Source organism: uncultured Dokdonia sp., from assembly GCF_947492535.1.
Lineage (GTDB): Bacteria > Bacteroidota > Bacteroidia > Flavobacteriales > Flavobacteriaceae > Dokdonia.
The window spans coordinates 195,809-221,667 of record NZ_CANLNH010000004.1 but is presented as its reverse complement, the minus strand read 5'-3'; the positions used below and the strand labels follow the sequence as shown (position 1 = coordinate 221,667).

Here is a 25,859-nt window from a genome sequence, read left to right as displayed (position 1 = left end):
TTTTATATGCTTTCGCGAAAGCGCACCAAGAAAGAAAACCATTTATATGCAAAAAAAATCTTCCCTCAAGGAAAGATCTTTTTCAATTATTATATCTAACTATTTATTATTTAGAATAAATTACAGTCGCATCTTCTAAATCTGATTTGAAAGAAGATAAATTTTCAACATACTTATATTGATCATTAAATACTCTATCTGGTTTTTCTCCTACAATAATATGTTTTACATTCAAATCTGGCGCATTTAGTACCACTTGGTCAGAAACTCTCATTTTTTGATCTCCTATGGCAGTTGAGCCTTCTTTCAATTCTGAAATTACAAATAATTTATCATCTGTAGCGATGATTTCTTTAATCTTGATAGAATGTTCGTTATCTGTCACTTCTGCTTCAACAACTAAATTGAGCTCTTCTTTATCGGCAGTAGTATTTGGCATATCTACGTCTAAATAAGGGACTTCTATCTCTTCTTCTTCAGTTACAATCACGACTTTAGGTATTGTTACTGTTTTGGTACGAGTTCCTACGTTTACTTCTGCCCAATCAACATCAAAGCTTGGCAATTGTCCTGCTTCTGTTTGAACATCTACATCTATTTCAGGAAGTTCTGCTTCTTTTTTTTGAGAAATATCACAACTTGTTACTAATAATGTAATCGCTGCTAATCCTGTTATTCCTATTATCTTTTTCATAATTTTTATTTTGGTTAAAGCTGTAATTATATGGTTATTAAACTTTTAGTATAGTGTATGTACAGCTTTGTTATCATGCCACTATCACTATGTATTGTATAAATTTTCTATAAATGGTATTTGATATACTTATTTGAAATTAAAACACATCAAGATAAAATCCTGTTGCTACTACTGCTATAGCAAGAGCTATCAGTACACCTACTATAAATCTAGTAGTGTTTACGGTAATATCATTTTTTTGAAATATGTAATCATCTCTTTTTTCTTCTTCTTCTTTTATAAATTTCATAATGTGTGTTTTTAATTAATTATTATTTCATCCCCAAAAATTCTAAATGAGTTTTGGGAATATTAAGTACTTGTTTAAAATATTAGTGTGATTGCATCATACTTTTACGTTTTTCTAATTGTTGATCGAGCTCTCTCGAACATTCCGAGATAGAGCCTTCAAAACTTGTGGTGTCTGAAGATGCAAACAGTCTTGGTCCTGGGGCGCTTAATCGTATACTGCAAACATGCCCTGTCCCATCTGATTTGTTTTCTTTTTTAAAGAAAACATCTCCTCGTATTAAAAATGGATACTTTTTTTCTAAATTGCTAAGTAACTCTTCAGTGTACCCTTCCAAACGTTTACTTCCGCTTATATTTTGATATTCAAATACTATATTCATATGTTTTATATTATGGTTATTATTAATTATGCTTCTAATTTTTCTAAGAGTAGTTGTGCTACTTTTTCTGAAGATGCTGGATTTTGACCAGTTATAAGTAATCCATCTGCTATGGCGTAGGGCTGCCAATCCTCTTTTTTAGAGTATATACTCCCTCGATTTTTCAGCATATCTTCAACTAAAAAAGGCACTACATCTGTAAGAGCTACTGCAGCTTCTTCACTATTTGAGAAGCCAGTTACTTTTTTATCTTTTACCAAAGGAGTCCCATCTTCTTTTTTTGTATGTTTAAATATTGCTGGAGCATGGCATACAGCACTTACAGGCTTTTCTTCTCTGTAAAATGACTCTATAAGTGTTATAGAATCATAATTTTCTGTCAAATCCCACAAAGGTCCGTGTCCACCAGGATAAAAAACAGCATCAAACGCTTCTCCGTTTATTTTTGATAAGGGAATTGTTTCTGACAATTCTTTCTGGGCTTGTTTATCTTTTTTGAATCTCACCGTTGCTGGTGTTTGTTGATCTGGAGCATCGCTCTTTGGATCTATAGGAGGTAATCCTCCTTTTGGTGAAGCAAGCGTAATAGAATGACCAGCATCTCTCACTATGTAATATGGATTTGCAAATTCTTCAATCCAAAATCCTGTCTTCTGTTTTGTATCTCCTAAATCTTCGTGACTGGTCAATACGAATAATATGTTTTTCATGCTCTTTTATTTTCTCTTTAATATGAGTGTTACTACACTCATCATTAACACATTACAAAGATGCCATGATTTGCACGAAAATGTCTTATACAATTGTGAAGCATTGTTATAAGATTACAAGAAGTACGTACTTCTATATAAAAACCAAGGCTAGAGATAGTAATCTCTAGCCTTGGTAGCATTTTATTATTAAATAATTATTTTGAGTTTGCCTCTCTCATAGCATTAGTTTTCATGGTTTCATTAGGCACAATAGCCAATGTTACACGTCTATTTTCTGCTCTTCCTGCTGCAGTCGCATTTGAAGTTGCTGGCGCTGTTTCTCCATACCAAACCGTTGTTAAACGTCCTGAAGAGACTCCGTTAGAGGTTAAATATCCTGTTACTGCATTTGCTCTACGCTGTGATAATAATAAGTTAGAAGATTCGCTACCTACGTTGTCTGTATGTCCAGCTACAATAATATTTGTTTGTGTATATTCTTTCATCACATTTGCTAATTTACTTAGCAATACTTCGGATTCGTTATTAATATTATATTTAGCCGTATCAAAATAAACTCCAGAGTTTTCGTCAAATGTTACTACAATGCCATTGTCTATACGTTCTACCGTTGCTCCTGGAATTTCTTCTTCTATTTTCTGAGCTTGTTTGTCCATTTCATTTCCTATAATAATACCAGCTCCGCCACCTACTACGCCACCTATCACAGCACCTAATTCTGAGTTTTCGCCATCACCTACATTGTTTCCAATAACAGCCCCTAAAATGGCCCCTGTAGTAGCTCCTATGACAGCTCCTTTTTGCTTGTTATTTGCATTTCTTGTTGCTTCACATCCTACAGATAATACTGCACAAATTGTAACTATTGCTATTGTTCTTACTATTGATTTCATATTGTTTTTATTTTAAGTTTTTAGAAAAATTCATTCGTATAACAAAAGGTTTTCCCTCTAGTTGTACTTTTTGCTCAAATTGGAGTTGATTTTCAGACAAGTAAGAGATAGAGAGTCTAAACCCTTTTTCATCCATCGTCGAATTCTTTTTCTCGTCTGTAGGTTTTAAAATGATATCATATGTTGGATCAGTTTGATCAGATCCCGGCAAAGCCCAGATAAAATAACGCTTTCCTGCAGGACAGTTTGAACTTGTTATTTCATAGTTTCCAAAATTATTATTAGGTATAAATTGCCAAGTAGAACCTTCCAGACATTCCGCAGAGGTATCTCCAAAAATGGTTACATTAAAAACTCCATCTCGATTGTATGTAATATCATTTAACGTCCAATTTCCTTTTAGTGTTTTTTTTGATTCTTTAATTGTTTTTGATGTTCCGCAACTAGATAATATCATAGTGCACATAACTATCAACCATATGTTTTTCATGAGAATAATTTAAATTGTTTTATGTGTTGATTTTAGAATAAAATCATTTACTTTTTTGCTGTTACAAAGATGATTAGGTTTATGTTGTTTTGTATTACACAATTTTTATGGAGTATTATATAATTATGAATTTCCACATAAAGAGTTCTACCACACGAAGTACTTATCCATATTCAATCAATATTTTACATATGAAAAAAGCCTCAAATCACATATTGTAATCTGAGGCTTTCAATGGGGATTTAGGGGTTATACGCTTTCGCGAAAGCGTATAAAACAGCATATATATTTCTAAAATTGGTATCTAATTCCGAGTGCAATATCGAAGTTAACATCGTCGTTAAAATCTTCATTAAATCCTAGTTCTGGTCGAAAATCTAGTGATAATAGTAATGGTATATCAAAATTATATTCTATCCCTACATCACCTGCTACTAATCCAAAGGTTCCGTCTACCTCTCCTGCATCAAAAGAACCTATTCCTGCACCAGCACCTACATACCAGTTAAAATTTCCGTCTAATGGGAATACCCACTGATACAATCCTACTAATTTGAATGCTTCTACGTTGTTACTATCTCTCCAACCTAAGTCAAATTCTAAACGATTATTCTCATTAAGGTATCTTTGATAAGATACTTCACCTCCAAAACCGTCATTATCTCCAAGTCTTAAACCGATTGCATTTTTAGAAATTTCTTGAGCGTTTACTGAAAATGCGAAAGCTATGATTGCTACTATGCTTGTAATATATGTTTTCATATGTCTAATGTATTGTGATTATGGTCTTTTAATTATTTAGTTTTATTAAGATCTTCTACTACAATGGTAATATCTTCTACATCCTGCGAATCTACTTGATACGTACCTTCTTCAGTTACGAATAGCGGTGTGCTATCTGATGACGTAATATATACACCTTCCGGAGTAGCAGTATAATTTAGACTATCTTCCACGTCTTTTTGGTATGTAATCAAAACTTCTTTATCGTAGCTAGTATCATTATCATGATCTATCATAATTATTTTTTCTACATATACAGGCGCATCTACTAAGCTCTGATTTAACTTGCCTGCATCTTCTACTTTAAAACTTAAATCTCTACGCTCTTTACTAATTGTCTTTATAGTAACAATCTCTTCATTATTAAGTTCGTATTCTTTTATGGTTGTAATATTTGCTTTGTCTGTAATTGATTGAGCATTTACGGTTCCTGCAATTAATAATGAACAGGCAATTGTTTTTAATATCGTTTTCATAATTTTTATTTTTTTAGTTATTATTTAAATGTTTTAGGGGTTTATTTTTTTGTTGCGTCGTCTATTTCATCTGTTACTTCCTCTACACTTTCTTCTACTGCATCTCCTACTTTTTCTGCTGTTGTTTTTTCTCTACAACTTGAAATAGAAATTGTAAATAATGCTAATGCTATGGCTGTAAAAATTGATTTTTTCATGGTTTTGTTATTTTAAATGTTATTGTCTTACTGTTTTATTTCTTACAGTACAAAGATGCGATGATTGTGTATGTTTTGTATTACACAATTTTCATCATGTGTTATATATTTACTACTAAATTCGTATCATCTGATAGTGTATAAAAATTTTGTTTACCTATGGTGTTTTCAAAATTTTCTGTGTTTACTGTCGCAGGAAACACTCTGCCTACTTTTTCATACTGCTTGGTCATCATTTTAAAAATTAAATGGTTATACAATTGATTAAATTCTGATACAAATTTGAATCTTCTTAGCTTATTTACTATTATATAATTCTTTCCTAGTTTTATATAATCACCTACAAGTATGTATCATTAAGACACAAAAAAACCATAGTTTGTATACATAAACTATGGTTCATATTTTTATTTATTTTCTGATCCCCCCTCTAATTAAAGAGAATATAAAGAGTACGATAAATATGAAAAATAATATTTTTGCAATTCCTGAAGCTGCTCCAGCAATCCCTCCAAATCCTAATACTGCTGCAATAATTGCAATAATAATAAATGTAATAGTCCAACGTAACATAATGTAAAGTTTTATAGTGGTTAGTAATTCTTTTTTAAGTAGCGATTTTCACTCCTCTTTTGTACACCGCAAAGATGCGGCTCGATGTGTGCTTTTCAGTTACACAATTCTTTTTTAATATTCTAATATTAAAAGATGTAGTACTAATGATCATTACTCTTTGAAGAAAAGAGCAGAAAGAAAGCAGCAACAAAAAAAAATAATGTCAGTCCCATACCTAGTGAAACAAATGTGCTTCCTATAATAGGTCCTAGAAATGAGATTGTCGAAGTGATTAAATAAGTCATAATATATATTTTAGACAGCAACTACATACGGTGCTGATTTCCAATATAAATATCTCACATTCAGACGTATATTATGTTACATGATTTTGACTTAATGTTTTATTATTAGAATATATTTCTGGGTATGCTTTCGCGAAAGCGTATAAACCTTTACTGAACTTTAAATAGTCAAAGAATACGTAATTAGCATCTGACTTTATTAAAATTAAAAACTCCAACATGTATTTCATTTCTGAAAACATATTGGAATTTCTGCATCAAATAGTGATGGTCTGCTATTATTTCTTTTCTGGCATGTAACTTATATGTAGTTCTTCGTCTGCCTTCTGAGTCCATGCATTAAGCATCCAACTCTCTTTTTCTAATTCTCTTATATAAGCTCCAATGAGATCTATAGTTCCTTCATCTCCTGCATCATTTGCTACTTTTAGAATCATAGACATTTGCATAAGCAAGACTTTATGATTCCCTAGTATTGTTTTAACCATCTGCGTATCATCTACGACAGTATCTGCTTCTTTAATAGAGGTCATTTCTAAATATTGACTTCCTTTACTAAGCGGATGATAACGTAATGTAAGAATACGCTCTGCGAGTTCATCTATTTTTACTCTGGCTTCGTTATATAGATGTTCAAATTTTTGATGTAGATCAAAGAAATTTTTTCCTAGAATATTCCAATGAAACGTTCGTAGGTTTTGATAATAAATATGATAGTCTGCTAGTAGTACGTTAAGTTCGTCAACTACAGGTTTTATTTTCTCTTGATTTATATTTAAGTAATTCATATCGTATCTGTTTTTAATTATTAATATTCATTTATGCTTCTTGTAAGTCTTCTTTCTCCTTTGAAATTGGCATAAATTTGTCTAATTGGTTTCCTAAGTCTAGTGTTCGTATTGGGAATGGGATTTCTATATTAGCATGATCGTATGCTTCTTTTATAAAAATCATTGCTTCACTTTTTGCTTTTGCAACTTCCAATGCAGAAGAAGAGTCTATCCAAAATCTTATTTCGTAATTGATAGAACTATCTCCAAATCCTCTATATAAAAACAGAACATCTTCCTCTGTTTTAGGCACTTCAAAATTATCTATTATTGTCTGCACTGTGAGTGATCTCACCTCTTTCAAATCTGATCCATAGGCGACTCCACATTCCAGAATCACTCTTGATTGTGGCGTGGAAGAATAATTTTTAACTGGATTTTCTACGACTAATTTATTAGGAATATATACTAGGTTGTTATCTTTTTGCCTTAATGTTGTAGCTCTAAAATCTATATCAATAACTTCTCCTTCAAAATCATTTGTTTCTATCCAATCTCCGTTCTTAATATTTTTTATGTAAGAGAGTACAATACCTGAATATGTATTTGCCAAAGCACTTTGTAGCGCTAAACCTACAGCAAGTCCTAAAACTCCTGCTCCTGCCAAAATAGTATTTAATGTTTTTCCTAGATTAAGAATTCCTAACACCAGAAAAAGTCCTAAGGCAATAATGACAATTGAAGAAAATCTAGCGATTACTCTTCTCATGGAGAGCTGCAATGAAGTTTTAGTTAATATTTTCTTCATGAGCTTATTAGTATATCTTGAGATTATAATCACAAGTGTAAATACTACTATCGCTATGATAATATTTGGAATATTAAGTACTATCAAATCAAACCAAGATTCTAACTTGGTGATTATTTTATCTACTGCATCTTCAAAACTTACTTCCATGGTTTCTATTGTCATTTTTATTTTTTTACTTGTTTAGATGACTATTATCTATACTCTGGATTTTCAAAATTCCAACGAGTTCCATCACCCCATTCTTTTCTAGAATTTCCATATGCGGGGAATCCACCCTTGTCTTTTAACATACTAGCTGTATGAAGAAGATTGTAGGTCATAAATGTGGTGTTCCTATTGGTAAATTCATTGTTTTTTGCGCCAGACTCTTCGTCAAGATAGCTAGGCCCTGGTCCTGCTTCTCCTATCCAACCTGCATCTGCTTGAGGTGGAATTGTATAACCTAAATGTTGTAATGCATATAGTGTACTCATTGCGACATGTTTGATCCCATCTTCATTTCCAGTAATAATACATCCGCCTGTTTTCCCGTAATATATATACTGCCCCTTATCATTGGTTTTTGCACTCATTCCATAGAGGCGTTCGATAAGTAATGTGGCAACAGAAGATTTTTCTCCAAGCCAGATAGGTGTTCCTACTACTAAAATATCTGCATCATTTATTTTCTTAAAAATCAGAGGCCAATCGTCTTTTTCCGCTCCATCTTCTGTCATATCTGGTTGTAATCCAAAAGGAATAGTATAGTCTACTAGTCTTATGTATTCTACACTCACTTTTTCTGCACGCATGATATTCATCGATAGCGTCATTAATCCTTCCGTGTGGGAATTTTTTGATGAATCTTTAAGCGTGCAGTTAATAAAAAGTGTTTTCAGATTTGAAAAATCTAGTTTCATAACAATTTATGTGGATATTATTTTTCTTCTTGTTTTATTTTTATGTCGGTTTCACCATCGTCTTTTTTTATTTTCACTTTGGTGTCTTCTGTTTCCATTTTTATCTTTTCTCCATCATCTTTCACCTTGATTTCAGCTCCTTGGTTTTCCATTTGTTCAATGATTTTTTCTTCTGGTGTTTTTTCCCTACAAGACGTAGTTATAAAACCTATCAAGAAGATTAAAGATGCTATATATATGTATTTTTTCATAGTTGTCGTATTTAGTCGGGTGGTTGTTAAAAACTCTTGGTTTATACTTGGTTTATATATACTTCTATAAGGGGGTATGAAGTATAGGTACGCTTCTAAAATTAGAAGTCAATTATAAAACCAAGAGTTTTTTTGTGTATTATACTGCTTTGACTAAAGCATGTAAAATCATTTTATCTAATTACGATACTACCTCTTCTAAAGATTTTACAGTTCTTAGATCTGAAGTTATCATCTGTTTTTGATTTTCCAACAAGCTTCTTACTTCTGGAGCAAAGTTTGTATTCGAAATTTGTTCGTTATACTCACTAATTGTTGCTTCCTCACCTCGCACACATTCTTCCAATATTGCTTCATCTGTATTGAAGCTCAGTGCTGATTTTACATCGATCCAAGTTCTATGTGCACTACCTAAGGTTGTACCTTTAGCTACTGGTTCTGCATTAAATTCTCTAATGTGCGCATCTAACTCATTTGCAAATTGTGATCTGCGTACTGCCTTTTCTTGTAACCAATTTTTAAGAGGTTCTTTTTCTGCTTTAGTCATTACTTGTTTATATCCTGCTTCTGCATCATACGTTTTTTGTAATAATTCTTGTAAAGCTTCTACTTGTTGTTTATTGTTTTCTGAAATTTTCATAGTGTGTATTTTTTTTAAATTATTATTATTTTTCTGACAGATGATTGATTTATTTTACTTTTTGAGCGATTAATTTTGTCGTCGCAAGTTGCAATCCTATTCCTAACACCTTTTTGAGTACGGAGTTGGACTTTCCAAACAGTAATTTACGAGACACGTACCCACCAATGATACCAGACACAGATGCTATTACTGAGCTTTTAAACTCGGGCTCTTTGTTAAAATCTTGTAATGTTCTTGTTAGAATATTAGAAGGCTTTAAATAATTACCCATAGCGTAAGCTTGCTCCCTTAATTCTCCAGAAATTTGATTTCTTTCTTTTCGGAGTAGCATTATTGTCTGTCTGAGTTCTATCTCTTTACTAGTGTATCGTCCCATTATTCCTATTGTTAGAATTTGCTATTACTTCTTCTATTTCTTTTTCCTTTAATCTAGGCTTCATTAATTTTGTTATCATCAGATTTGTTATAGGCTTTCTAATAAGTGTTTTATTAAAAAAGTATATAATGATTGCTAACAATAAATAGAAGAGCGCTACTATTAGAAATCCTTTAAAATAATCTCCGAGAAGATTACCGAGATATAGTGCCAATCCTAGATTTAAGAAAATAATACAGGTAGAGATGACTAAGATCAATATAGCTCTGCTTGCTAATGATGATACTACATCTGCCGAAGTATCGATTGCGCTTAACTTATATAGTTCTATACTTGTCTCAGTATATTGTTTTGCTTTGTTATAAAGATTTTCAATATGATCTACTGTACCGCTCATTGTTTAAAATATATTTTGTGCTTTATATTATGATACTACTTGTCCATTCATTTTAGATAACTCTCTCTTTGTAGTATTTGAAATTTCATTTCCAGCTTTCTTAGTGGTTTGAGCGATTTCACTTCCCGCTTGTTTTGTTGTTTGTGCGATTTCACTTCCCGCTTGTTTTACAACATCGTATTTCTGAGATACTTTCTCTAGTAATGCGTTTATCTCATCTTTAAGATTATCTGAAGTTTCCTTACTTTTTTCCGCAATTTTCTTACGTGTGTTAGATCCTTTATCAGGAGCTATCAACATTCCTACTATTGTTCCTATTGCGATTCCTGCTAATGTTCCTACTACTGAATTGTTCATGTTTTTTAAATTTTAAATTGTTATTAATTAAGTTAATTTTCTTTTCTTTTCTAGACGCCTTTGCCGCCTATGAGTCTTAATAATATTGCGATCACTGCGATTACTAATAAAATGTGAATTAGACCTCCTACACTGTAGACAAAAAATCCTAATGCCCATCCTATTACAAGTATTACTGCAATTATGTATAATAAACTTCTCATAACTTTTTATTTATTTTAATTTACTCTAGACTTTCTAAAGTATTTTGGGTTATTGCTTTATTTTCCTTTAGAACCTCTAAATATTCTTCTACAGCTAACTCTATGGCATTATCATCTGTTTTTAATCTTAAAGTATCTAAAACTTCTATTTGTGTCTCAAGTTTGTCTTTGATATTATCTAGAATGTCTACTGTTACTATATTTTCATTTTTAAAATATTTTAAGACATCAGCCTGATATGTTGGCTTACTAGCTACAGATATCATATTTTCTGATGCTAAATTCTGAATACCATCAAATATTTTTTGTTGTTCCTCTTTTATAGCGATTGCTACACTTTTTATTTCTTGATCTTCCTCTATTTTTTCTACTGCATTACAGAGTGCTATTGTATTTAGGTTATTTTGTGCTGCTTTTACTAATAATGTAGCTTCCAGTTTATCATTTAAAATTTTCTCATTGACAACTTTACTTCCTTCTTTTGAATTAATTATTTTTTTGCACGATATAACAAATACTATTGTTAGTAGAAGTGATGTTATTATTCTGATTGTAGCCTTTTTCATAATCCTTTTCTTTTCTCTTACAAAGGTCGCTAGAGTAATAAGTTTTAGCGTTACAGGATTTTTCTTAATGGTTATAAGATTTACATCATGTTGATTTATCTTATTATTAAAAGAAAATATTATCCTTTCCTTTGTTGATACAAAGATGCAATCAAAGAGTACTTTACGTATTACACGATTTATAGAGAATGTTATGTAATTACAATATAAAGTGTAGGTATCATGTAAAATAGCCGTATTCAGTAACTGAATACGGCTATTTTAATTTTTCAAAAATGTACTGTTATACTAAAGGAAGATATATCGAAAAAACAGCTCCTATATTAGGCTCACCTTTTGCAAAGATAAATCCACTATGATTATCTACTATTTTTTTACAAATAGAAAGTCCTATTCCTGTACCAGAATATTCATCTTTATTATGGAGTCTATTAAATAGTGTAAAAATCTTTTCTGCATATTCTTGTTCAAAACCAATACCATTATCTGAAATCGTAATCCTATGGTATTCGTCATATAGAGCTTTTGACAATTGTTGATCATCACTTGCTTCTACTTTATCGTATGAAATTGCAATGATCGGATTTCGATCTTTTGCACTGTATTTTAATGAATTTCCTATCAAATTACCAAACAGTTGCTGTATCTGAAAAGGAATTACTTTCATCTCTGGAATTTTTACTGTAGTAATGGTTGCATTTTTTGCTACGATTACTTCTGCTAAATCTTGTTGAGCATCTTCTAATAATTTATTAATATCACTATTTTTCAGTATTTCATCAGATTTATTTGTTCTTGAATATTGTAACAAATCATCAATAAGCAATCGCATTCTACTTGCTGCATTGTTTATACGTTCTACATATTTTTTGCCCGACTCAGAAAAATTATCTTGTTCTCTATCTTCTAATCTGGAGAGAAAAGTCTGTATTTTACGTAAAGGTTCTTGTAAATCATGACTAGCAACATAATTAAAAGCTTGTAATTCTTTATTATTTAATTCCAGTTCTTGATTTCGTTTTTCCAACGTATTGTAATGATCTATCTCATCTGTAATGTCTGTTGTTGTGCCTAATAATTGAGTTATACCTTCAGAATTTACAGTACTCTTCCCATATGCTTTTAAATAACGGGTGTCTCCACTTTTATGAATCACTCTATACACTATAAAAGGAAGATCTTTGTTTTCTTTCATTTCATCTACCTGAGAAGAGAGCTTTTCTACATCTTCTGGGTGAACAAACTTCATGAAATTTTCTATAGTTTGCGCAAATGATCCTGGTTCTTCTCCTAAGAGTCTAAATAAATTATCTGAAAAATAAAAACTATCTTCTTCTACATTCCAGCGCCAACTTCCGTGTTTATTAATGATTTCAGATTGATTTGTTGATTCTTTGAAGATTTCTAATTGCTGATTAGACTTTTTTAGTTTTTCTAGGTTTGAGTTTATTTTCGCGTAAGCAGCATACATTAAGACCAGTGTAAGTAAAATCAAACTATATAAAAAGACAGGTGTGAATCTTGCATCACTTACATACTCTTCTTTTCGTTTTTTAAGTAGATCATTTTCTATAGAAATCATATAGTTGAGTTTATTTCTAATAGCTCCCATATAATTTTTCCCTTCCTGAAAAACATCTTTAAATCTTGTTAAATCTGTTTGATCATTTGCAGCATAATTACTAGCAATTTCAAGATTATCTAATCTCTTATCGATTAATGAACTTAATTCCTTAAGATTTTTTTGCTGTTCTGGATTATCGCTAGTTAAGTATTTAAGTTCTGCAAAACTATTATTTACTTTTTTACGTCCTTCTATAAAGGGTTTTAAGTACAATGAATCTTGCGTAATGATATAGCCTCGCTGTCCAGTTTCTGAATCTTTAAGATATGAAAGTATTTGTTCTAGCTCTACATTTACTTTATAGGTATGAATGACCATCTCTGTAGACTTAGATAGATTGGTAATATGTTTGTACCCTAGCCCTGCTATAAAAATAATAGCAAAAAGACTTACTACAAATACAACCTTTACAAACCAAGAAGACTTATATATCCTTTTTATGATCATAATACGCTTAGAGTCTCAGTAAAAAGTTATCCTTGTTTAAGCCATTAGTGTGGTATTGCCAGTTAGTTGTCACAACGTTGGACAATACCTTTTTAAGCACCTTAAAATCACTTGGCTTCTTTATATAAATATTAGCGCCTTTTATAAATGTATTCTCAATATCTTCTTCCGAAGCAGAGGTAGAGTATATCGCAATAACAACATCCTTAAATCTTGAGTTTTCTTTGATCTCTTTCAAGCATTCCATTCCTGATTTACGAGGCATATTTAAATCCAAAAATAGAATATTAGGTAAGATGGCATCTTCTTGATTCAAGTAATCCATAAGATACACACCGTCATTATAAGTAGTAACTTTTACAGTCATTTTTAATTCATCAAAAGCGTCTGTAAAAAACATTCTATCATCCTCATCATCGTCAGCGAGTATAATGTGTGTATAATCAGTTGCCATAGGTATTAGGTATTAAGTTAGTTGTTTTCTTCTCTTCTTTTGGCAATAATCCTTTGAAAAGCAGAAGGTGTTATTCCTGTTGTATTTTTAAATTGTGTACTTAAATGCGCAACACTAGAATAGTTTAATTGAAAAGCTATTTCTGTAAGGCTTTTATTCTCATTAATAATAAGTCGCTTTGTGTATTCTATCTTTTGCAGAATGATAAAATTTTCTACAGAAGTATAGGTAACTTCAGAAAAAAGATTAGATAAATATCCATAGCTATGCCCTAATTTTTCAGAAAGATATACTGAACTTTTTACGTGCACTTCTGTATCTGAATTATACACCATATCTATGATTGTATCTTTCATTTTCTGAACTAAAATACTCTTATGATCCTCTACAATTTCAATTCCGTACGGTTCTAAAGCCTTTGTAAACTCATCATGTTTATGGTCGGGCACTTTTTCTAAAAAAGCAACTTCTCCAAAATTGAGTATTTCGTACTTTAAATCTAGAGCATCTAATTGTTCTTTCAAAACAGTATTGCAAACTGTATTAAAATCAAATTTTATAAAGAGTTTCATTATATTGAAATTGGTACGTAAAAATATGGTTTAAATTTTTAGTACTAAAATCGTACTTTACCATAATTTGACCTTTATCGTTTTTTTCTTATCGATTTCCATTTTTTTAATCGACTCCTAGCCGTGCTTCTTAAGAATTTATTTTCAGGTTCTCCTATTAAAAACCCAAAAGCTTTGTATTGCTCAGAGTGGTCGCATAATATTTTGATTGTTGCTGTTATAGGAATTGCTACAACCATTCCTGCAACGCCCCAAAGCATAGCAAATGCGATAAGTGAAAAGATGACAATGAATGAGTTTACACTTACCTTTCCGCCTGTTACTTTAGGAGTAATAAAATTTCCTTCTATAAACTGAATAAAACTAAATAGAGCCAACACTCCGAAAACATACCAATAACTATCTTTAGTGACCAATGCTACCAATGCTGGCAACAATGCTCCAATCACAACCCCTATATATGGTATCACTAATAAAAGTGCCGCGAAAAATCCAAAAAAGACTGCATTTTCAATACCTAATAGTAATAATCCTACTGTATTTAAAACCCCTACAATAACCATAACTTTCAGTAAACCCGCAAGATAGTTTTGCTGTATGTGATATACCTCCTTGATAACTAAATTTATGTAAGACTTTGATTTTTTTGAAAATAAGCGATATGCAAAGTTTCTTAAGAAACGACGATAGTATAGAAAAAAGAATAAATAGATCGGTATTAGAACAACGTCACTAAAAAGAGACCCTGACTCAAAAATAAATGTAGAAATTTTGTCAAAATTACCCTTTAATAATTCGCTAAATCCGATATCTTGTTCTAACAAAGAATTGCGATCACTGACATCTAGAGATTTTTCTACATTACCTATGATACTTGTATACACTTCTGTAATCTTGGAAATGTATTCATTCCCGTTATCCATAAAATTTCGAAGTTGTGTAATGATTAAGTATACTAAGAGTATCGTAAGACCAAACATGATGATTATCGAAAAAATAGTAGCAAATAGACGATTACACCTCCACTTTTTCTCAAAAAAAGATTGGACTGGAAAAATCATAATTCCAAATATAGCCGCTAGCAACAATGGCATGATGAGAGGTTTAAGTATATATAATGCAAATATTACTGCAATAAGCGCAATGATATTAAATGCAAAATTTGATGGAGTCGTTTTTATGGTCATTGCGTAAAGTATTCAGAGACTATAGACAATACAAAACTATCTACAAGATAGAAATCACTAGTTACAATATTATTGAGGGTTATTACATAATTTACTTTTAACTCACGCACCACACCGCTACTTGTAATCTTATAACCATTATTTATAATTCTGTAATGTAAAAATATGAATATGAATGCACATTTGCAGTATTGTTACTCCCATACTATAAAATAATTAATGAAAAAATAAAACGCTATGAATAATTGGACTATTATATGTTTTGTGATCGTATTAGTATCTGCACTGGCATGTTTTGGTAATGTATCTCCAAATTATGTGGGAACTGCAAGAGTGTCACTCTTATTATTTGCGACACTGTTATTTATTTCTATTATAAGAGGAAGCGTAAAAAGATAAAAATTAATATATATATTTATGCATAAAACTATTAAACTAATTATAATCATTGTAGGTATTGTATTACTTGCTTATGGTGTATATACACTTATAGTTCCAGAGGCATCTGTAAGTTTAGGACCTCTGAGTATCCAGGCTCAAGACAATACAAATGCATATATTGCCATAGGAATAGGACTTATCACACTATTCGTAGGAACTTTTGTTAATAACATAAAGTAACTTAATACATAGATTATCTTGTATTTACACTCATTAAAATAAAATTGCGATATGCCAATCAAGTACATTTTTTCTCTTCTCATCTTAGTTTTTTTCTACGTTCCTACAAAGGCACAATCACTTTCGGCTAAACAGGTTTCAACAGTAGTAGATAGCTATAAAAAAGATGTCCGAGGTCCTTATTACCGTATTAAATGGTTCTGTAAAGACGGTACAGAAAGAGAACCCCGAGATCCTTGCCCAGATGATATTGGTGGAGGAATCCAGCATGCCAGCTTCAAGGAGTCTGCCCTCAAACTACGATCTACTAATAATTTATATTTTGGAGAAATATTGGCCGCTGTAGCTAAAAATGATTTTCTGGATAAAAAAAATAATTACAACCGTTTAAAGCAATATCAAATTGGTAAATATTTAGAAAGTGTAGATGATGGTTGGATACTTCGTAAAGCACAATATTATAGAGGTGCATTGCAAAGTGAAGATGAAGAAGCCTGGGGAAAGGAGTTTTTTGAATGGTTATTAAATGATAATGAGATAATTAAATCTCATTTCTACTTAATCCGTCAATCATTAAAAGATATACCACACAGTGGAGATAGTAATTTAGCTCAATTAATGCGTAGTCAATCTAAAGCAATCTCTGAAAACACGCCGGCTTTTATGGATGCACGTATAAAAATACATGGCAAACCTGAGGCAGCAGATGTAGTACTTGTTAAAAACTTTATCTCTGAAAAAAAATCATCATTATCGAGTGAAACAATAAAAGAGCTTCAATCACTTATAAAAACTATGGAAGCTTTCTATGCACCTATAGACTTTTATGAATTAGAAAAAAAATTAAAAGTACTTCCTGCCTCAAATCCATCTACAGAAAGAATGATTGATTTTGTTACGGGTAATACTGCCAATAAAACAGTTGTTTCGTTAGTTACAGATATTTCAAATATTCTCAATGAAATCCGTTTTAGTATTGCTACATATCCAAAAAGTAAAGACCGCCTTTTCTTATTAGACATTTCAAATAGATTAGAACGCACATTACTTACTGAATTACAAAGTTGGGAAACAACCACTTTAAGAGAGCAATTAAACAAAATAAATGTAATGAGTTGCGCAGCGGTTGGGACAGGTTTGATAGAACGATGGGAGTACGATGCAGTAGCTCCTTCCATTGAAAAACTTATTCAAGAAGAGCAACTTACAATAGAGCAACTTAGTTCATTACTCACTAAAAGTAGAAGTATCGTCGAATGGAGTACAGCCATGACAAAAGCTAATTATCAAGAAATTATAAATACCTATACCGAATTCGAACCTTTAGCCTATGGCTTTATAGATGACCGTATACGCAGTAGTGTAGCACTTCCCTTGGGAGAAGCTGTAAGTGAATTAGGGAAAATAGTTGCAAAAGCATCTAACATTACAAACCGTGTAATGACTATAGACAATCAAAGCAGTATACGTGGTTTAAATCCTGGATATACTTTTGGCGAACTTGTCGTAGTAGATGGTAACCCAGATGATATAGAAGTAAACACAAACAAAATTTATATTTTTGAGAGACCGCCAGCAGACTTGAAACCTGTTGCTGGTATAATGACTGTCTCAGAAGGAAATTTAGTGTCTCATGTACAATTATTAGCCCGTAATCTGGGAATTCCAAATGCTGCATTATCCTATGAAAATTTAAAAGCCCTTAAGAAATATAGTGGTAAAAATGTTTTTTATGCAGTCTCTAACAAAGGCAATGTGATCCTCAAAAAAGAAGATGACATGTCTGATCAAGAAAAAGCACTTTTCAACAAAAAAGAACGCAATAAAAATATTATAACCGTTCCCGTTGAGAACATACGACTGGATGTATCTACTGTATTAAATATGCGTGACGTAAGCGCAAAAGATTCTGGTAAATTATGTGGTCCGAAAGCGGCAAACCTTGGTGAACTAAAGCGCTTATTTCCAGAACAAGTGGTTGAAGGAATTATTATTCCATTTGGTATCTTTAGAAATCACATGGAACAATCTATGCCAAGACAAGATAAAACCTATTGGGAATATCTTAATAGCGCTTTCGCGAAAGCGGACTCCATGAGAAAAGATAACATCTCTGAAGAAATTATAGAAGAGTATCAATTGAAGGCACTTAGCATTTTGAATAAAGCTATTATTGAAATGCCATTAAAAAACAGTTTTACCAATGATTTAAAGAGCAACTTTAAATCTGCTTTTAAAAATGAAATAGGTCAGGTACCCGTTTTCTTACGCAGTGACACAAATATGGAAGACCTAAAGGAATTTACAGGAGCTGGTCTTAACTTGACATTATTTAACATAAAAAAAGAAGATGAAATTATTAAAGGAATTAAACGTGTTTGGGCATCTGCTTATACCGAGCGTAGCTTTAAATGGAGACAGAAATATTTATCAAATCCTGAAAATGTATTTCCGTCTATTTTAATCATTCCCAGTGTAGATGTTGATTATTCTGGAGTAATGATTACAAAAGGAATCAACGCTGGTGATGACAATGATCTTACAGTTGCTTTTAGCAGAGGTGCTGGAGGTGCTGTAGACGGGCAATCTGCTGAGACAAGACTCATTACCCCAACCACACACTCCCTATTGGCACCAGCAAGACAACCTGATTATATAAGGCTTCCGGCTTCTGGAGGTACTTCTGGACATCATACTACTTTTGAAGCACCTATTTTAAATGAACGTAATATAGAAGACATAAGGGTTTTAGCCTCAAAAATTAGAGCTACATTAACCTCAGAATCTACAGAAGATACGCAAGCATATGATGTAGAATTTGGTTTTAAAAATGATAAATTATGGCTATTTCAAATTAGACCTTTTGTAGAAAACAAACAAGCCAAAAGTTCTGAATATCTAACCTCTATTTCTCCAAAAGCAGCAAAAAACACCACCGTATCACTTTCTGAAAAACTATAAATATGACCAAAGTATTATACACCTTATTGGGAATTTCTACACTGATTGCTATAAGCATGATTTCATATCCTATAGATGGATATAAGCGCACAGGCATAAAGCGTTTATATCAAATAAAAAAAATGCAGGATGATAGTATCCCTTACAATAGAATTCCTTTCGGAGCTTATAAAAAATTAGATGAAATTAAGCTTCAATTACTATCTAGACCAGAAGATAGCGTAAATGATTTACTTGTAGAAGACAAAGATTTTGCCCAAAAGATTACCCGTCTATTACCTTCAGGTGCTTATTCGGCTTCTGTTTTAGACATGACAAATCCAGATGCTCTAAAATATGCAGGATATAGAGAGAATGTGGGCTATCAACCTGGTAGTGTAGGTAAAATTGCTGTGCTGAACGCTGTATTTACACAAATGGCAAAAGTATGCCCTAACTCTTGGGAGGACAGAGTTATGTATTTAAAAGATATTAAAGTATCATCAAGATACTGGGGAACAGGTGATCATCACACAGTGCCTATTTACGATATAGAAAAAGATAATCTTACAAAAAGACAAGTCAGATCTACGGATGTTTTTTCTTTATATGAATGGTTAGATCATATGGTATCTGTAAGTAATAACGGCGCAGCAAGCGTTATGTATCGTGAGGCCATGCTCATGGCTGCCTTTGGTCCTGAATATGTATTTCTCACGGAAGAACAGGGAGAAAATTACTTTAAAGAGACTCCACGAGATTCTCTTACTAATCTTGCTAATATGGTTGTAAATCAGCCGCTAAGAGAGTTAGGAATTACTGAAGATGAATGGCGACTAGGAGGTATGTTTACAAGACCTGCAGGAAAATATGTAGGACGTAAAGGAGGAAGTATAGGAACGCCTAAAGGACTTATGAAATTTCTTATCAAACTTGAACAAGGTAAAGTAGTAGATCAAAATTCAAGCCTTGAAATGAAGCGTTTATTATATCTTACAGACAGACGTATACGCTATGCAAAATCAAGTCGTTTGGACAGTGCAGCCGTTTATTTTAAATCTGGAAGTTATTATAAATGTGATCGAGAAAAAAATCCTAATTGTAAAAGCTATGCAGGTAACGTATTTAATTATATGAATTCTGTCATTATAGTAGAGCATCCTAATAATACAAAATATATAGTATGTCTAATGTCTAACGTCTTAAACAAAAATTCTGCCGGAGCACATATGTACTTGGCTAGTAAAATAGACGATGTCATAATGAATTCAAATAAGGAAGAGATAACGTTAGACGAAAATTACAAAGATGTAGATGATCAAGGTGGTGACGGAGATGGTGGACAAAACTAAAATAGCTATACTTTAGGTAGCATTTATAGCGTAGATACTATTAATTTAAATTCACTTGAATGTGTTTTGAATTTAACGCTTTGTCCTCTAAATGTTTAAGAATCTCATAAATACGCTTTCGCGAAAGCGTGCTCAGCAGATGTAAGCTTAAAATATTAATTTGAAATAACAAGCAAACTTTTCCAAGGCAAGCTCCTGATTAATATACCTTTTTGCGATGATAATAAAGAGTATTAAACCCAATGGTGAGTCCTGAATCTTATAAAAGAAGTCAACCAAAGGATCGAAGTGTTAAACCAAGATCCCGCTAGATGCTGAAACAATCTCAGTGAAAAACGAGAGTAATTCAACTATCTATTTTAGATACATATTACAGATTTTACGAAATAGCGTTTCATTAATCAATTCTATAGCATAGTTGGGTTTCTTTTAATCTAAAATCAAGCTGCTTTTGTTGTATCCAACAGTCTCAAAATTGCTTCCGCACGCCCATTCACTTCTTTATTAAGATGTTTGGTTAATGGCTGTACTAAAGGAATATAGCTTGTATCATTTAGAACCTTGATGAGTTCAAGCACTAGAAGCTTTACTCGTTTACCTCTTCTTCTCAGTAATAGTGCAACATAATTTCTTTCTGACAAAATGTCTAACCTCAATCGAGACTCGCTATTAGACTCCTTTTCAAGAACCGTGTATTCTATCAATGGCAATATCCTAGATTTTAACTGACTTTGTAATAAGTTATCTAAAAACTCTATTGCATTAATTCTAGCCTCTGTTACATTACTCAACAGGCCAGAATAACTAACACTTATGTCAGTTTCATCATACACAAGGCTCAACAGTCTAAAAATACATTTTAAACTCGCTTCTAGCTGTTCTTCTAAAACTTCTACTAGATTCTGTCGAGCAGTTTCTATATCTACTGAGGCATCAGTAATAATTTCATTGTGGGATGCTATCATTAGTTCTCTTATAGAATCTATAGAAATCATAGTGTTTCTATAATATGTACTTTCATTAATAATTTTTTTCTTTAATGTCCTTATATTAAATGTTAATGATTGGTTTTTGGATCTTAATTTCAATAAAGATTTAGAAGCTTCCAGCCTGATAACAACATCATTACTTTTTAATAGTCTAATCAAAACACTTATAGATCCTTGTGTATTAAAGGATTCTATTACCTTCGGAATATGAACTTTTACGTTGTCCCGAATATTTTCTGCCTTATCCATCTTAACAATGGTTTCTGTAATTTCTGGACCATATTTACGTAAGGCTTTTATACTAGCTTTCCTATACTTACTTCGAGTTAGTTTGAGTAATAAATCTTGAATAAATAAATCACTTGACGTAATCCCAGCAGCTTTGATTGCTTGTTTTGCTATAAATGGATGTCTATTATTAAGATGAACTGATATGAAATAATAGTATTTTTTAATTCTAGCATATCCTATAGTAAGCAATAAACTTGCAAGCGCCTCTTTTCTAACATAAGCTTGCTGTTGTTTAAGTATATTAATTTGCTTTTCTATCCTTTCCTCTAATTCATATCCTTTACAAAATACACTGTTATGAGAAGCCTCTTTTGCAAGACAAAGTAACGCTGCATTTGCAATATAATCAGATGAGTGATCTAAGTAATTTTTAAAAAATAGATCCTCGTTCATCTCTGAGTGATGAATAACATAATCTAAGCAAGCGTAGACCAACCGATCATCTTCTATAGTAATAAGAGAAGATACTTTATCAAGTGCCGTCCCCTTCTCATAAAGATATAAATGCTTAATTGCTGCTATTTTCACCTGATGGTAAGGATGATCTAGTAAAGCAATAATAGCATCTTTAAGCGAAGTCAATTTGTAAGTACCTAATTTTTCTAATAGATTAAGAATTTCTTCAGGAGACCCCTTGGTCAGGATACGCCTAGACGTAACCACTGTAGTTTCTCTACTTCCTTTTTTAGTACCTTTTAAACTAAGTGAGTCTTGAATATTTTTCCTAAAAGATTCAAAATACGCTTCTCTTAACCTATAAATTAATACAATCCATATAAGCACAAACAGTAATATGATAACTGTAATATATGTTGTCCCTAAATCTAGTTTTCTAATTAAAAATATTAATATAAAACCAGCAATTCCGGTAGCGATACTATCTACTGCTACATCTATAAATGATTTTGCTTGGTTTTTAATTTGGAGAGGTATAGGCATAATAGATAATTCTATAGCTGCTTTATTAAGGGATTGTTTAAAACTCCCTTCAAATCCTTTAATGATGATAAGAACCCAAAGCTCTGGGAATGTTAAAAACAATAAACTTCCCAAAGCAATACCCAATGGTAAAACTATTAATGTAGAGGAGACTCCAAATCGACTTAGGAACTTATTAGTCACGAATAACTGTAACAAAAAAGCAATAATATTAAATGTTGAAAACCAAAAACCAAAAAAGGAGGCGAGTTCATCAACATCCAGTATTCTTGTATTTGCAAAATCACTAAATTGAAAATCGACAAGTTTGGCAACAATAACTCCTACCCCAGTTGTTAAAGCTAAATATGTGAGGTGTTTCGATTTTGAAACAAGTTTTATTGAAGATACTTGTTTATGAATAGTATTGTGTGCCACTTTTTTACGTATGTAAGTGTTCATCTCACGTATTCTCAATTGCCATATTTTTTGAATAATTGGAATGCAAGAAAGAATTAGAATTCCTGCTAAAAAAATAGCAGTTTTATTTCCAAAAGAAGCCGTGATTATACTAGTAATATAACCACCAATGATTCCACCTGCGATAGCTCCAGCACCAATAAATCCAAACAGTCGTTTGCCTTCTCTAGCATTAAAAACCATATTAGCAAGAACCCAGAACTGGGATGTTGAGATCACTGCAAATAATGACACTAAAATGTAGTATGCATATACAAGAAAATTACTTAATACATTAAAATTTAAAATTACACTAAGGAATAGAAAACCTAAGCTAAAAAATATGAGTGATATTATGGTAATTTTTAAAAGAGAAAAATTACGAATTGCTCTATTATACAAATATGTTGTTGATACAGCAACCCCAGCAACAAGCAAGTATCCAAAAGGAAGATAATCGGCACCTAATTCACTTAAAAATAAAGCATTTACTGTAGGCTTTACAATAAGCAACACTGTTATAATAATAAAGATATATAACTGCATTAAAAAAGAGATATATATTTCACCATCTCTTAATCCAAATGTTTTATTTATAATTTTTTTCAAATCAGCTTTAATTTATTTACTAGCCAACTTTGATTTTTTAAGGACATTTTCAAAAGGTAACACTAAATCTCTAATAATTTGCTCTCCAAGATTATTATCAATCAAAGCGACAATAATATACTTCCTTTTTGGACCCCATACAAGTGCTGAATCTGAGTGATAGTTTTTCCAAGATCCCGATTTTCTGTAGACCTTTGCATTAGGTGCTATCTTATCTAGCGTGTTTACAAATTTGTGATGTAAAGCTGGGTCCTCCATAATATCTAACATTTCCTTCGAACGATCAGTGCTTACCAAATTGCCTAATACAAGTTGGTAATAAAAACTACATACTTGTAAGGTTGTAGCAGCATGGCTTAATCCCTTTAAAGGTTCTGGATAACGCCTACCACCTGCAGCGTAACGTTTACCTACCCATAGCCCCCCTCCAACTTCTTCATCATAGAGCTTTGTTTTTGGAGCTCTTAATACTGCTTCAATTTTTTCATATCCCACACGATCAATCATTCTTGTCGAGGCTCTATTATCAGATTTACTAATCATTAATCGCATGTCTCTTTTGACCTCTTTCGTTTCTTTTAATTCTCCATTTTCTATAGCATCCATGGCCGCTAATAAAACTGCAATTTTTGGCAGACTTGCAGCATACATGAGCTCTTTATCATTTAACCCAGCGTATTTAATATCATTAAGGTCACTTAAATCCACAAGACCCACAGACATTTGCTTATTTTTTATAAGCTGTTTCCAAATAGGATTGCGCATGATTTCGTAAGTTAACAATTGCTGCAACTTATCATCTTGCAATTCAGATATTGGAGAAATAACACCATCTGTTTGCAACGGAAGTGTTCGTTGCGCTTTCACTTGAATCGCTATAAAGAATATTGTTATGAAAAATTTTATTTTATACATAATTTATTTTCAGAGTTAGGTCTTGTATAGTGCAAGTTGTATGCCGATGCCCTCGGTTTAATAAAATTTTAATATTTAAATTACAACTATTATAATTTAAGTTAAATTTCTTTTACAAAAGTGCTGATCGCATCTAATGCATCAAAGATAATTACTTCTTATTGATTCAACGTGACAAAATATTCTTCACTCCTGTTTGAAATATTTAAAAAGAATATAATATCAGTAACGAAATACTCATATACTTATAAAGACTACTAATATCCATTAATTTTCATATAACTAAAACTTAGATTTGCTGTGTTCAACTCATAAGTGCAACACACTTATTTTTTAGGACTTCAATAGGGTTATTATAGTTAAACTTTCTAATAGGTCTGTAATTTAGTAATAATTCTACTTCTTTAATTCTCTCTTTTGTCACTAGATTTAAGTCGGTTTTCTTAGGGAAGAAACGTCTAATGACACCTATTCTATTCTCTACAGTTCCTTTATCTTGGGAGGTGTATGGTCTTGCAAAGTAAGTCTTAGTGTTTAAATCTAGTGCTAGTTTATAATGATAAGCGAACTCTTTTCCATTATCAAAGGTGATCGTTTTTATCCAAGAACTATTAAAATTGGATAGGCGTTTCTTCATTTTTTGATATACCTGTTCTGCGCCTTTTCCGTTAAGCTTCTCTAACATGGTGACCAGTGTTGCTCTATCAGTCATTACAAGAAGTGCAGACTTATGATTACTTCCCATCATTAAATCTACTTCAATATCTCCTATGCGTTTACGATCAGCAACGACTGCTGGTCGTTGCTCTATTGGCACTCTTTTTTGAATAGCCCCTCGATTATCCTTTAAATTACTTCTTTTGTGTCTTCTGCCTGTATGGCGTAGATGTTTATGAAGGTTTTTATAGTCTTTGTGTTTGCGATGATGGCTATGTTTTGCAGTCCATATCCACTTATAAATAGTCTCGTGACTAACACATTGTTCTCCTTCTTTAGTAAGACGCTTAGCAATAAGTTCTGGGCTCCATTTGTTATAACGCATCAAATCAGATATGCGCAGTTTTAGTTGTTCTGTCAAAAGAACTGCCTTGGCTTTCTTTGAGTGTCGATCGCGTGTTTTACGTTCTGCGTGGTCAGCTAAATAACGATAAGCTGTCTGTCCCCTTGTAGGGATATTTCGCTTAAGTTCACGACTTATTCTACTCTTGTTTACATTTACTTTAGAAGCAATTTGAGTCTGTGTAAATCCAAGTTGTAAAAGACTTTGGATTTGATACCTTTGAGACAAGGTCAATTGTTTATAGTGTTTCATCCAAAACGAATATAAATATTGAGCCTAAAACAGATGAGGCTAGCCCCATCTGTTTTAAATATTCGTGTTGCACTTATTACTTGAACTTAGATTTTAATCTATTCTGGAAATTTAGA

The 25,859-nt window shown here is 32.0% G+C and carries 33 protein-coding genes; 4 read left to right on the top strand and 29 right to left on the bottom strand.

The genetic code is table 11. The features are described 5' to 3' along the window. Positions 1–106: 106 nt before the first annotated feature. The 26 genes from Q1A60_RS07345 to Q1A60_RS07220 all read right to left on the bottom strand — a co-directional run bounded on the left by Q1A60_RS07345 (position 107) and on the right by Q1A60_RS07220 (position 15,337). Positions 107–694 (bottom strand): hypothetical protein, encoded by a 588-nt coding sequence (locus tag Q1A60_RS07345; protein ID WP_299764016.1) that lies wholly within the window; start codon positions 692–694, stop codon positions 107–109. A gap of 139 nt (positions 695–833) precedes the next feature. Next, positions 834–986 carry a hypothetical protein gene (locus Q1A60_RS07340; RefSeq protein WP_299676401.1) on the bottom strand — a complete coding sequence of 51 codons (153 nt, stop codon included), beginning with the start codon at positions 984–986 and terminating at the stop codon, positions 834–836. 82 nt (positions 987–1,068) lie between these two features. Further along, the gene (locus tag Q1A60_RS07335; RefSeq protein WP_299676398.1) at positions 1,069–1,368 is read right to left on the bottom strand and encodes an HPF/RaiA family ribosome-associated protein; all 300 of its coding nucleotides are present in this window, start codon (positions 1,366–1,368) and stop codon (positions 1,069–1,071) included. A gap of 26 nt (positions 1,369–1,394) precedes the next feature. Then, positions 1,395–2,078 carry a type 1 glutamine amidotransferase domain-containing protein gene (locus Q1A60_RS07330; RefSeq protein WP_299764019.1) on the bottom strand — a complete coding sequence of 228 codons (684 nt, stop codon included), beginning with the start codon at positions 2,076–2,078 and terminating at the stop codon, positions 1,395–1,397. Between the two features lie 197 nt (positions 2,079–2,275). After that, positions 2,276–2,974 carry an OmpA family protein gene (locus tag Q1A60_RS07325; RefSeq protein WP_299676395.1) on the bottom strand — a complete coding sequence of 233 codons (699 nt, stop codon included), beginning with the start codon at positions 2,972–2,974 and terminating at the stop codon, positions 2,276–2,278. Positions 2,975–2,981: 7 nt separating this feature from the next. Continuing rightward, positions 2,982–3,440 (bottom strand): lipocalin family protein, encoded by a 459-nt coding sequence (locus tag Q1A60_RS07320; RefSeq protein ID WP_299676392.1) that lies wholly within the window; start codon positions 3,438–3,440, stop codon positions 2,982–2,984. Between the two features lie 315 nt (positions 3,441–3,755). Beyond that, positions 3,756–4,226, bottom strand: a complete 471-nt coding sequence (locus Q1A60_RS07315; RefSeq protein ID WP_299764022.1) for a hypothetical protein — start codon at positions 4,224–4,226, stop codon at positions 3,756–3,758. A gap of 32 nt (positions 4,227–4,258) precedes the next feature. After that, complete coding sequence (locus Q1A60_RS07310; RefSeq protein WP_299764024.1) at positions 4,259–4,723, bottom strand: hypothetical protein; 465 nt, start codon at positions 4,721–4,723, stop codon at positions 4,259–4,261. 41 nt (positions 4,724–4,764) lie between these two features. Next, the gene (locus tag Q1A60_RS07305) at positions 4,765–4,920 is read right to left on the bottom strand and encodes a hypothetical protein (RefSeq protein ID WP_299676386.1); all 156 of its coding nucleotides are present in this window, start codon (positions 4,918–4,920) and stop codon (positions 4,765–4,767) included. A 101-nt stretch (positions 4,921–5,021) separates the two neighbouring features. After that, complete coding sequence (locus Q1A60_RS07300) at positions 5,022–5,156, bottom strand: hypothetical protein (protein WP_300007474.1); 135 nt, start codon at positions 5,154–5,156, stop codon at positions 5,022–5,024. A 175-nt stretch (positions 5,157–5,331) separates the two neighbouring features. Next, positions 5,332–5,493, bottom strand: coding sequence for a DUF1328 family protein (locus tag Q1A60_RS07295; protein ID WP_299676383.1), 162 nt, complete (start codon positions 5,491–5,493; stop codon positions 5,332–5,334). A gap of 143 nt (positions 5,494–5,636) precedes the next feature. Further along, positions 5,637–5,780, bottom strand: coding sequence for a hypothetical protein (locus Q1A60_RS07290; protein ID WP_299764027.1), 144 nt, complete (start codon positions 5,778–5,780; stop codon positions 5,637–5,639). A gap of 278 nt (positions 5,781–6,058) precedes the next feature. After that, the gene (locus Q1A60_RS07285; RefSeq protein WP_299764029.1) at positions 6,059–6,568 is read right to left on the bottom strand and encodes a DNA starvation/stationary phase protection protein; all 510 of its coding nucleotides are present in this window, start codon (positions 6,566–6,568) and stop codon (positions 6,059–6,061) included. Positions 6,569–6,599: 31 nt separating this feature from the next. After that, a complete protein-coding gene (locus tag Q1A60_RS07280; RefSeq protein WP_299764032.1) occupies positions 6,600–7,523 on the bottom strand; it encodes a mechanosensitive ion channel family protein in 924 nt (307 codons plus the stop codon). Between the two features lie 29 nt (positions 7,524–7,552). Continuing rightward, complete coding sequence (locus Q1A60_RS07275) at positions 7,553–8,260, bottom strand: flavodoxin family protein (RefSeq protein ID WP_299764034.1); 708 nt, start codon at positions 8,258–8,260, stop codon at positions 7,553–7,555. Between the two features lie 17 nt (positions 8,261–8,277). After that, the gene (locus Q1A60_RS07270; protein WP_299676072.1) at positions 8,278–8,511 is read right to left on the bottom strand and encodes a hypothetical protein; all 234 of its coding nucleotides are present in this window, start codon (positions 8,509–8,511) and stop codon (positions 8,278–8,280) included. Between the two features lie 181 nt (positions 8,512–8,692). Further along, on the bottom strand, positions 8,693–9,151 hold the full coding sequence (locus Q1A60_RS07265; RefSeq protein ID WP_299676069.1) for a PA2169 family four-helix-bundle protein: 459 nt from the start codon (positions 9,149–9,151) through the stop codon (positions 8,693–8,695). A gap of 49 nt (positions 9,152–9,200) precedes the next feature. Beyond that, positions 9,201–9,530, bottom strand: a complete 330-nt coding sequence (locus Q1A60_RS07260; protein ID WP_299764037.1) for a hypothetical protein — start codon at positions 9,528–9,530, stop codon at positions 9,201–9,203. Continuing rightward, positions 9,514–9,927: a hypothetical protein gene (locus Q1A60_RS07255; protein ID WP_299764039.1), complete on the bottom strand. Its 414-nt coding sequence runs from the start codon at positions 9,925–9,927 to the stop codon at positions 9,514–9,516. Before Q1A60_RS07255 ends, Q1A60_RS07260 begins: the two co-directional genes overlap by 17 nt. A 27-nt stretch (positions 9,928–9,954) precedes the next feature. Next, positions 9,955–10,284, bottom strand: coding sequence for a YtxH domain-containing protein (locus Q1A60_RS07250; RefSeq protein WP_299764041.1), 330 nt, complete (start codon positions 10,282–10,284; stop codon positions 9,955–9,957). A gap of 50 nt (positions 10,285–10,334) precedes the next feature. Then, on the bottom strand, positions 10,335–10,487 hold the full coding sequence (locus tag Q1A60_RS07245; RefSeq protein WP_299676058.1) for a lmo0937 family membrane protein: 153 nt from the start codon (positions 10,485–10,487) through the stop codon (positions 10,335–10,337). Positions 10,488–10,507: 20 nt separating this feature from the next. Continuing rightward, positions 10,508–11,053: a hypothetical protein gene (locus tag Q1A60_RS07240; protein WP_299676055.1), complete on the bottom strand. Its 546-nt coding sequence runs from the start codon at positions 11,051–11,053 to the stop codon at positions 10,508–10,510. Between the two features lie 283 nt (positions 11,054–11,336). Further along, entirely contained in the window at positions 11,337–13,124 is a 1,788-nt protein-coding gene (locus Q1A60_RS07235; RefSeq protein WP_299764044.1) for a CHASE3 domain-containing protein, read from the bottom strand. A gap of 7 nt (positions 13,125–13,131) precedes the next feature. Then, a complete protein-coding gene (locus Q1A60_RS07230; protein ID WP_299676049.1) occupies positions 13,132–13,578 on the bottom strand; it encodes a response regulator in 447 nt (148 codons plus the stop codon). A 17-nt stretch (positions 13,579–13,595) separates the two neighbouring features. After that, on the bottom strand, positions 13,596–14,150 hold the full coding sequence (locus tag Q1A60_RS07225) for an AraC family transcriptional regulator (protein ID WP_299676046.1): 555 nt from the start codon (positions 14,148–14,150) through the stop codon (positions 13,596–13,598). Between the two features lie 74 nt (positions 14,151–14,224). Next, positions 14,225–15,337 (bottom strand): AI-2E family transporter, encoded by a 1,113-nt coding sequence (locus tag Q1A60_RS07220; RefSeq protein ID WP_299764047.1) that lies wholly within the window; start codon positions 15,335–15,337, stop codon positions 14,225–14,227. A gap of 237 nt (positions 15,338–15,574) precedes the next feature. Here Q1A60_RS07220 and Q1A60_RS07215 point away from each other — a divergent pair, with 237 nt between their 5' ends. Genes Q1A60_RS07215 through Q1A60_RS07200 form a run of 4 tightly spaced genes read left to right on the top strand, consistent with a single transcriptional unit; the run spans position 15,575 to position 20,250 of the window. Beyond that, on the top strand, positions 15,575–15,736 hold the full coding sequence (locus Q1A60_RS07215) for a hypothetical protein (RefSeq protein WP_299676043.1): 162 nt from the start codon (positions 15,575–15,577) through the stop codon (positions 15,734–15,736). Positions 15,737–15,754: 18 nt separating this feature from the next. After that, positions 15,755–15,958: a hypothetical protein gene (locus tag Q1A60_RS07210; protein ID WP_299676041.1), complete on the top strand. Its 204-nt coding sequence runs from the start codon at positions 15,755–15,757 to the stop codon at positions 15,956–15,958. Between the two features lie 51 nt (positions 15,959–16,009). Next, the gene (locus Q1A60_RS07205) at positions 16,010–18,919 is read left to right on the top strand and encodes a PEP/pyruvate-binding domain-containing protein (RefSeq protein WP_299764051.1); all 2,910 of its coding nucleotides are present in this window, start codon (positions 16,010–16,012) and stop codon (positions 18,917–18,919) included. 2 nt (positions 18,920–18,921) lie between these two features. Continuing rightward, positions 18,922–20,250, top strand: a complete 1,329-nt coding sequence (locus tag Q1A60_RS07200; RefSeq protein ID WP_299676035.1) for a serine hydrolase — start codon at positions 18,922–18,924, stop codon at positions 20,248–20,250. Positions 20,251–20,690: 440 nt separating this feature from the next. Here the strand turns inward: Q1A60_RS07200 and Q1A60_RS07195 are convergent, their stop codons facing one another. From Q1A60_RS07195 to Q1A60_RS07185, 3 genes are all read right to left on the bottom strand, one after another. Further along, positions 20,691–23,516 (bottom strand): Npt1/Npt2 family nucleotide transporter, encoded by a 2,826-nt coding sequence (locus tag Q1A60_RS07195; protein ID WP_299676032.1) that lies wholly within the window; start codon positions 23,514–23,516, stop codon positions 20,691–20,693. A gap of 12 nt (positions 23,517–23,528) precedes the next feature. Continuing rightward, entirely contained in the window at positions 23,529–24,431 is a 903-nt protein-coding gene (locus Q1A60_RS07190; protein WP_299764054.1) for a serine hydrolase, read from the bottom strand. 304 nt (positions 24,432–24,735) lie between these two features. After that, positions 24,736–25,743, bottom strand: a complete 1,008-nt coding sequence (locus Q1A60_RS07185; RefSeq protein ID WP_299676026.1) for an IS30 family transposase — start codon at positions 25,741–25,743, stop codon at positions 24,736–24,738. Between the last annotated feature and the right edge of the window lie 116 nt (positions 25,744–25,859).

Bases quoted from the DNA above. Each gene is read 5' to 3' on its own strand.
- Q1A60_RS07220 (WP_299764047.1), bottom strand. From the start codon at position 15,337: ATGACCATAAAAACGACTCCATCAAATTTTGCATTTAATATCATTGCG.
- Q1A60_RS07290 (WP_299764027.1), bottom strand. From the start codon at position 5,780: ATGACTTATTTAATCACTTCGACAATCTCATTTCTAGGACCTATTATA.
- Q1A60_RS07340 (WP_299676401.1), bottom strand. From the start codon at position 986: ATGAAATTTATAAAAGAAGAAGAAGAAAAAAGAGATGATTACATATTT.
- Q1A60_RS07295 (WP_299676383.1), bottom strand. From the start codon at position 5,493: ATGTTACGTTGGACTATTACATTTATTATTATTGCAATTATTGCAGCA.
- Q1A60_RS07305 (WP_299676386.1), bottom strand. From the start codon at position 4,920: ATGAAAAAATCAATTTTTACAGCCATAGCATTAGCATTATTTACAATT.
- Q1A60_RS07210 (WP_299676041.1), top strand. From the start codon at position 15,755: ATGCATAAAACTATTAAACTAATTATAATCATTGTAGGTATTGTATTA.
- Q1A60_RS07260 (WP_299764037.1), bottom strand. From the start codon at position 9,530: ATGGGACGATACACTAGTAAAGAGATAGAACTCAGACAGACAATAATG.
- Q1A60_RS07255 (WP_299764039.1), bottom strand. From the start codon at position 9,927: ATGAGCGGTACAGTAGATCATATTGAAAATCTTTATAACAAAGCAAAA.
- Q1A60_RS07310 (WP_299764024.1), bottom strand. From the start codon at position 4,723: ATGAAAACGATATTAAAAACAATTGCCTGTTCATTATTAATTGCAGGA.
- Q1A60_RS07185 (WP_299676026.1), bottom strand. From the start codon at position 25,743: ATGAAACACTATAAACAATTGACCTTGTCTCAAAGGTATCAAATCCAA.
- Q1A60_RS07285 (WP_299764029.1), bottom strand. From the start codon at position 6,568: ATGAATTACTTAAATATAAATCAAGAGAAAATAAAACCTGTAGTTGAC.
- Q1A60_RS07240 (WP_299676055.1), bottom strand. From the start codon at position 11,053: ATGAAAAAGGCTACAATCAGAATAATAACATCACTTCTACTAACAATA.
- Q1A60_RS07190 (WP_299764054.1), bottom strand. From the start codon at position 24,431: ATGTATAAAATAAAATTTTTCATAACAATATTCTTTATAGCGATTCAA.
- Q1A60_RS07315 (WP_299764022.1), bottom strand. From the start codon at position 4,226: ATGAAAACATATATTACAAGCATAGTAGCAATCATAGCTTTCGCATTT.
- Q1A60_RS07225 (WP_299676046.1), bottom strand. From the start codon at position 14,150: ATGAAACTCTTTATAAAATTTGATTTTAATACAGTTTGCAATACTGTT.
- Q1A60_RS07265 (WP_299676069.1), bottom strand. From the start codon at position 9,151: ATGAAAATTTCAGAAAACAATAAACAACAAGTAGAAGCTTTACAAGAA.
- Q1A60_RS07275 (WP_299764034.1), bottom strand. From the start codon at position 8,260: ATGAAACTAGATTTTTCAAATCTGAAAACACTTTTTATTAACTGCACG.
- Q1A60_RS07280 (WP_299764032.1), bottom strand. From the start codon at position 7,523: ATGACAATAGAAACCATGGAAGTAAGTTTTGAAGATGCAGTAGATAAA.
- Q1A60_RS07330 (WP_299764019.1), bottom strand. From the start codon at position 2,078: ATGAAAAACATATTATTCGTATTGACCAGTCACGAAGATTTAGGAGAT.
- Q1A60_RS07320 (WP_299676392.1), bottom strand. From the start codon at position 3,440: ATGTGCACTATGATATTATCTAGTTGCGGAACATCAAAAACAATTAAA.
- Q1A60_RS07245 (WP_299676058.1), bottom strand. From the start codon at position 10,487: ATGAGAAGTTTATTATACATAATTGCAGTAATACTTGTAATAGGATGG.
- Q1A60_RS07200 (WP_299676035.1), top strand. From the start codon at position 18,922: ATGACCAAAGTATTATACACCTTATTGGGAATTTCTACACTGATTGCT.
- Q1A60_RS07215 (WP_299676043.1), top strand. From the start codon at position 15,575: ATGAATAATTGGACTATTATATGTTTTGTGATCGTATTAGTATCTGCA.
- Q1A60_RS07235 (WP_299764044.1), bottom strand. From the start codon at position 13,124: ATGATCATAAAAAGGATATATAAGTCTTCTTGGTTTGTAAAGGTTGTA.
- Q1A60_RS07300 (WP_300007474.1), bottom strand. From the start codon at position 5,156: ATGATGACCAAGCAGTATGAAAAAGTAGGCAGAGTGTTTCCTGCGACA.
- Q1A60_RS07325 (WP_299676395.1), bottom strand. From the start codon at position 2,974: ATGAAATCAATAGTAAGAACAATAGCAATAGTTACAATTTGTGCAGTA.
- Q1A60_RS07230 (WP_299676049.1), bottom strand. From the start codon at position 13,578: ATGGCAACTGATTATACACACATTATACTCGCTGACGATGATGAGGAT.
- Q1A60_RS07205 (WP_299764051.1), top strand. From the start codon at position 16,010: ATGCCAATCAAGTACATTTTTTCTCTTCTCATCTTAGTTTTTTTCTAC.
- Q1A60_RS07335 (WP_299676398.1), bottom strand. From the start codon at position 1,368: ATGAATATAGTATTTGAATATCAAAATATAAGCGGAAGTAAACGTTTG.
- Q1A60_RS07345 (WP_299764016.1), bottom strand. From the start codon at position 694: ATGAAAAAGATAATAGGAATAACAGGATTAGCAGCGATTACATTATTA.
- Q1A60_RS07270 (WP_299676072.1), bottom strand. From the start codon at position 8,511: ATGAAAAAATACATATATATAGCATCTTTAATCTTCTTGATAGGTTTT.
- Q1A60_RS07250 (WP_299764041.1), bottom strand. From the start codon at position 10,284: ATGAACAATTCAGTAGTAGGAACATTAGCAGGAATCGCAATAGGAACA.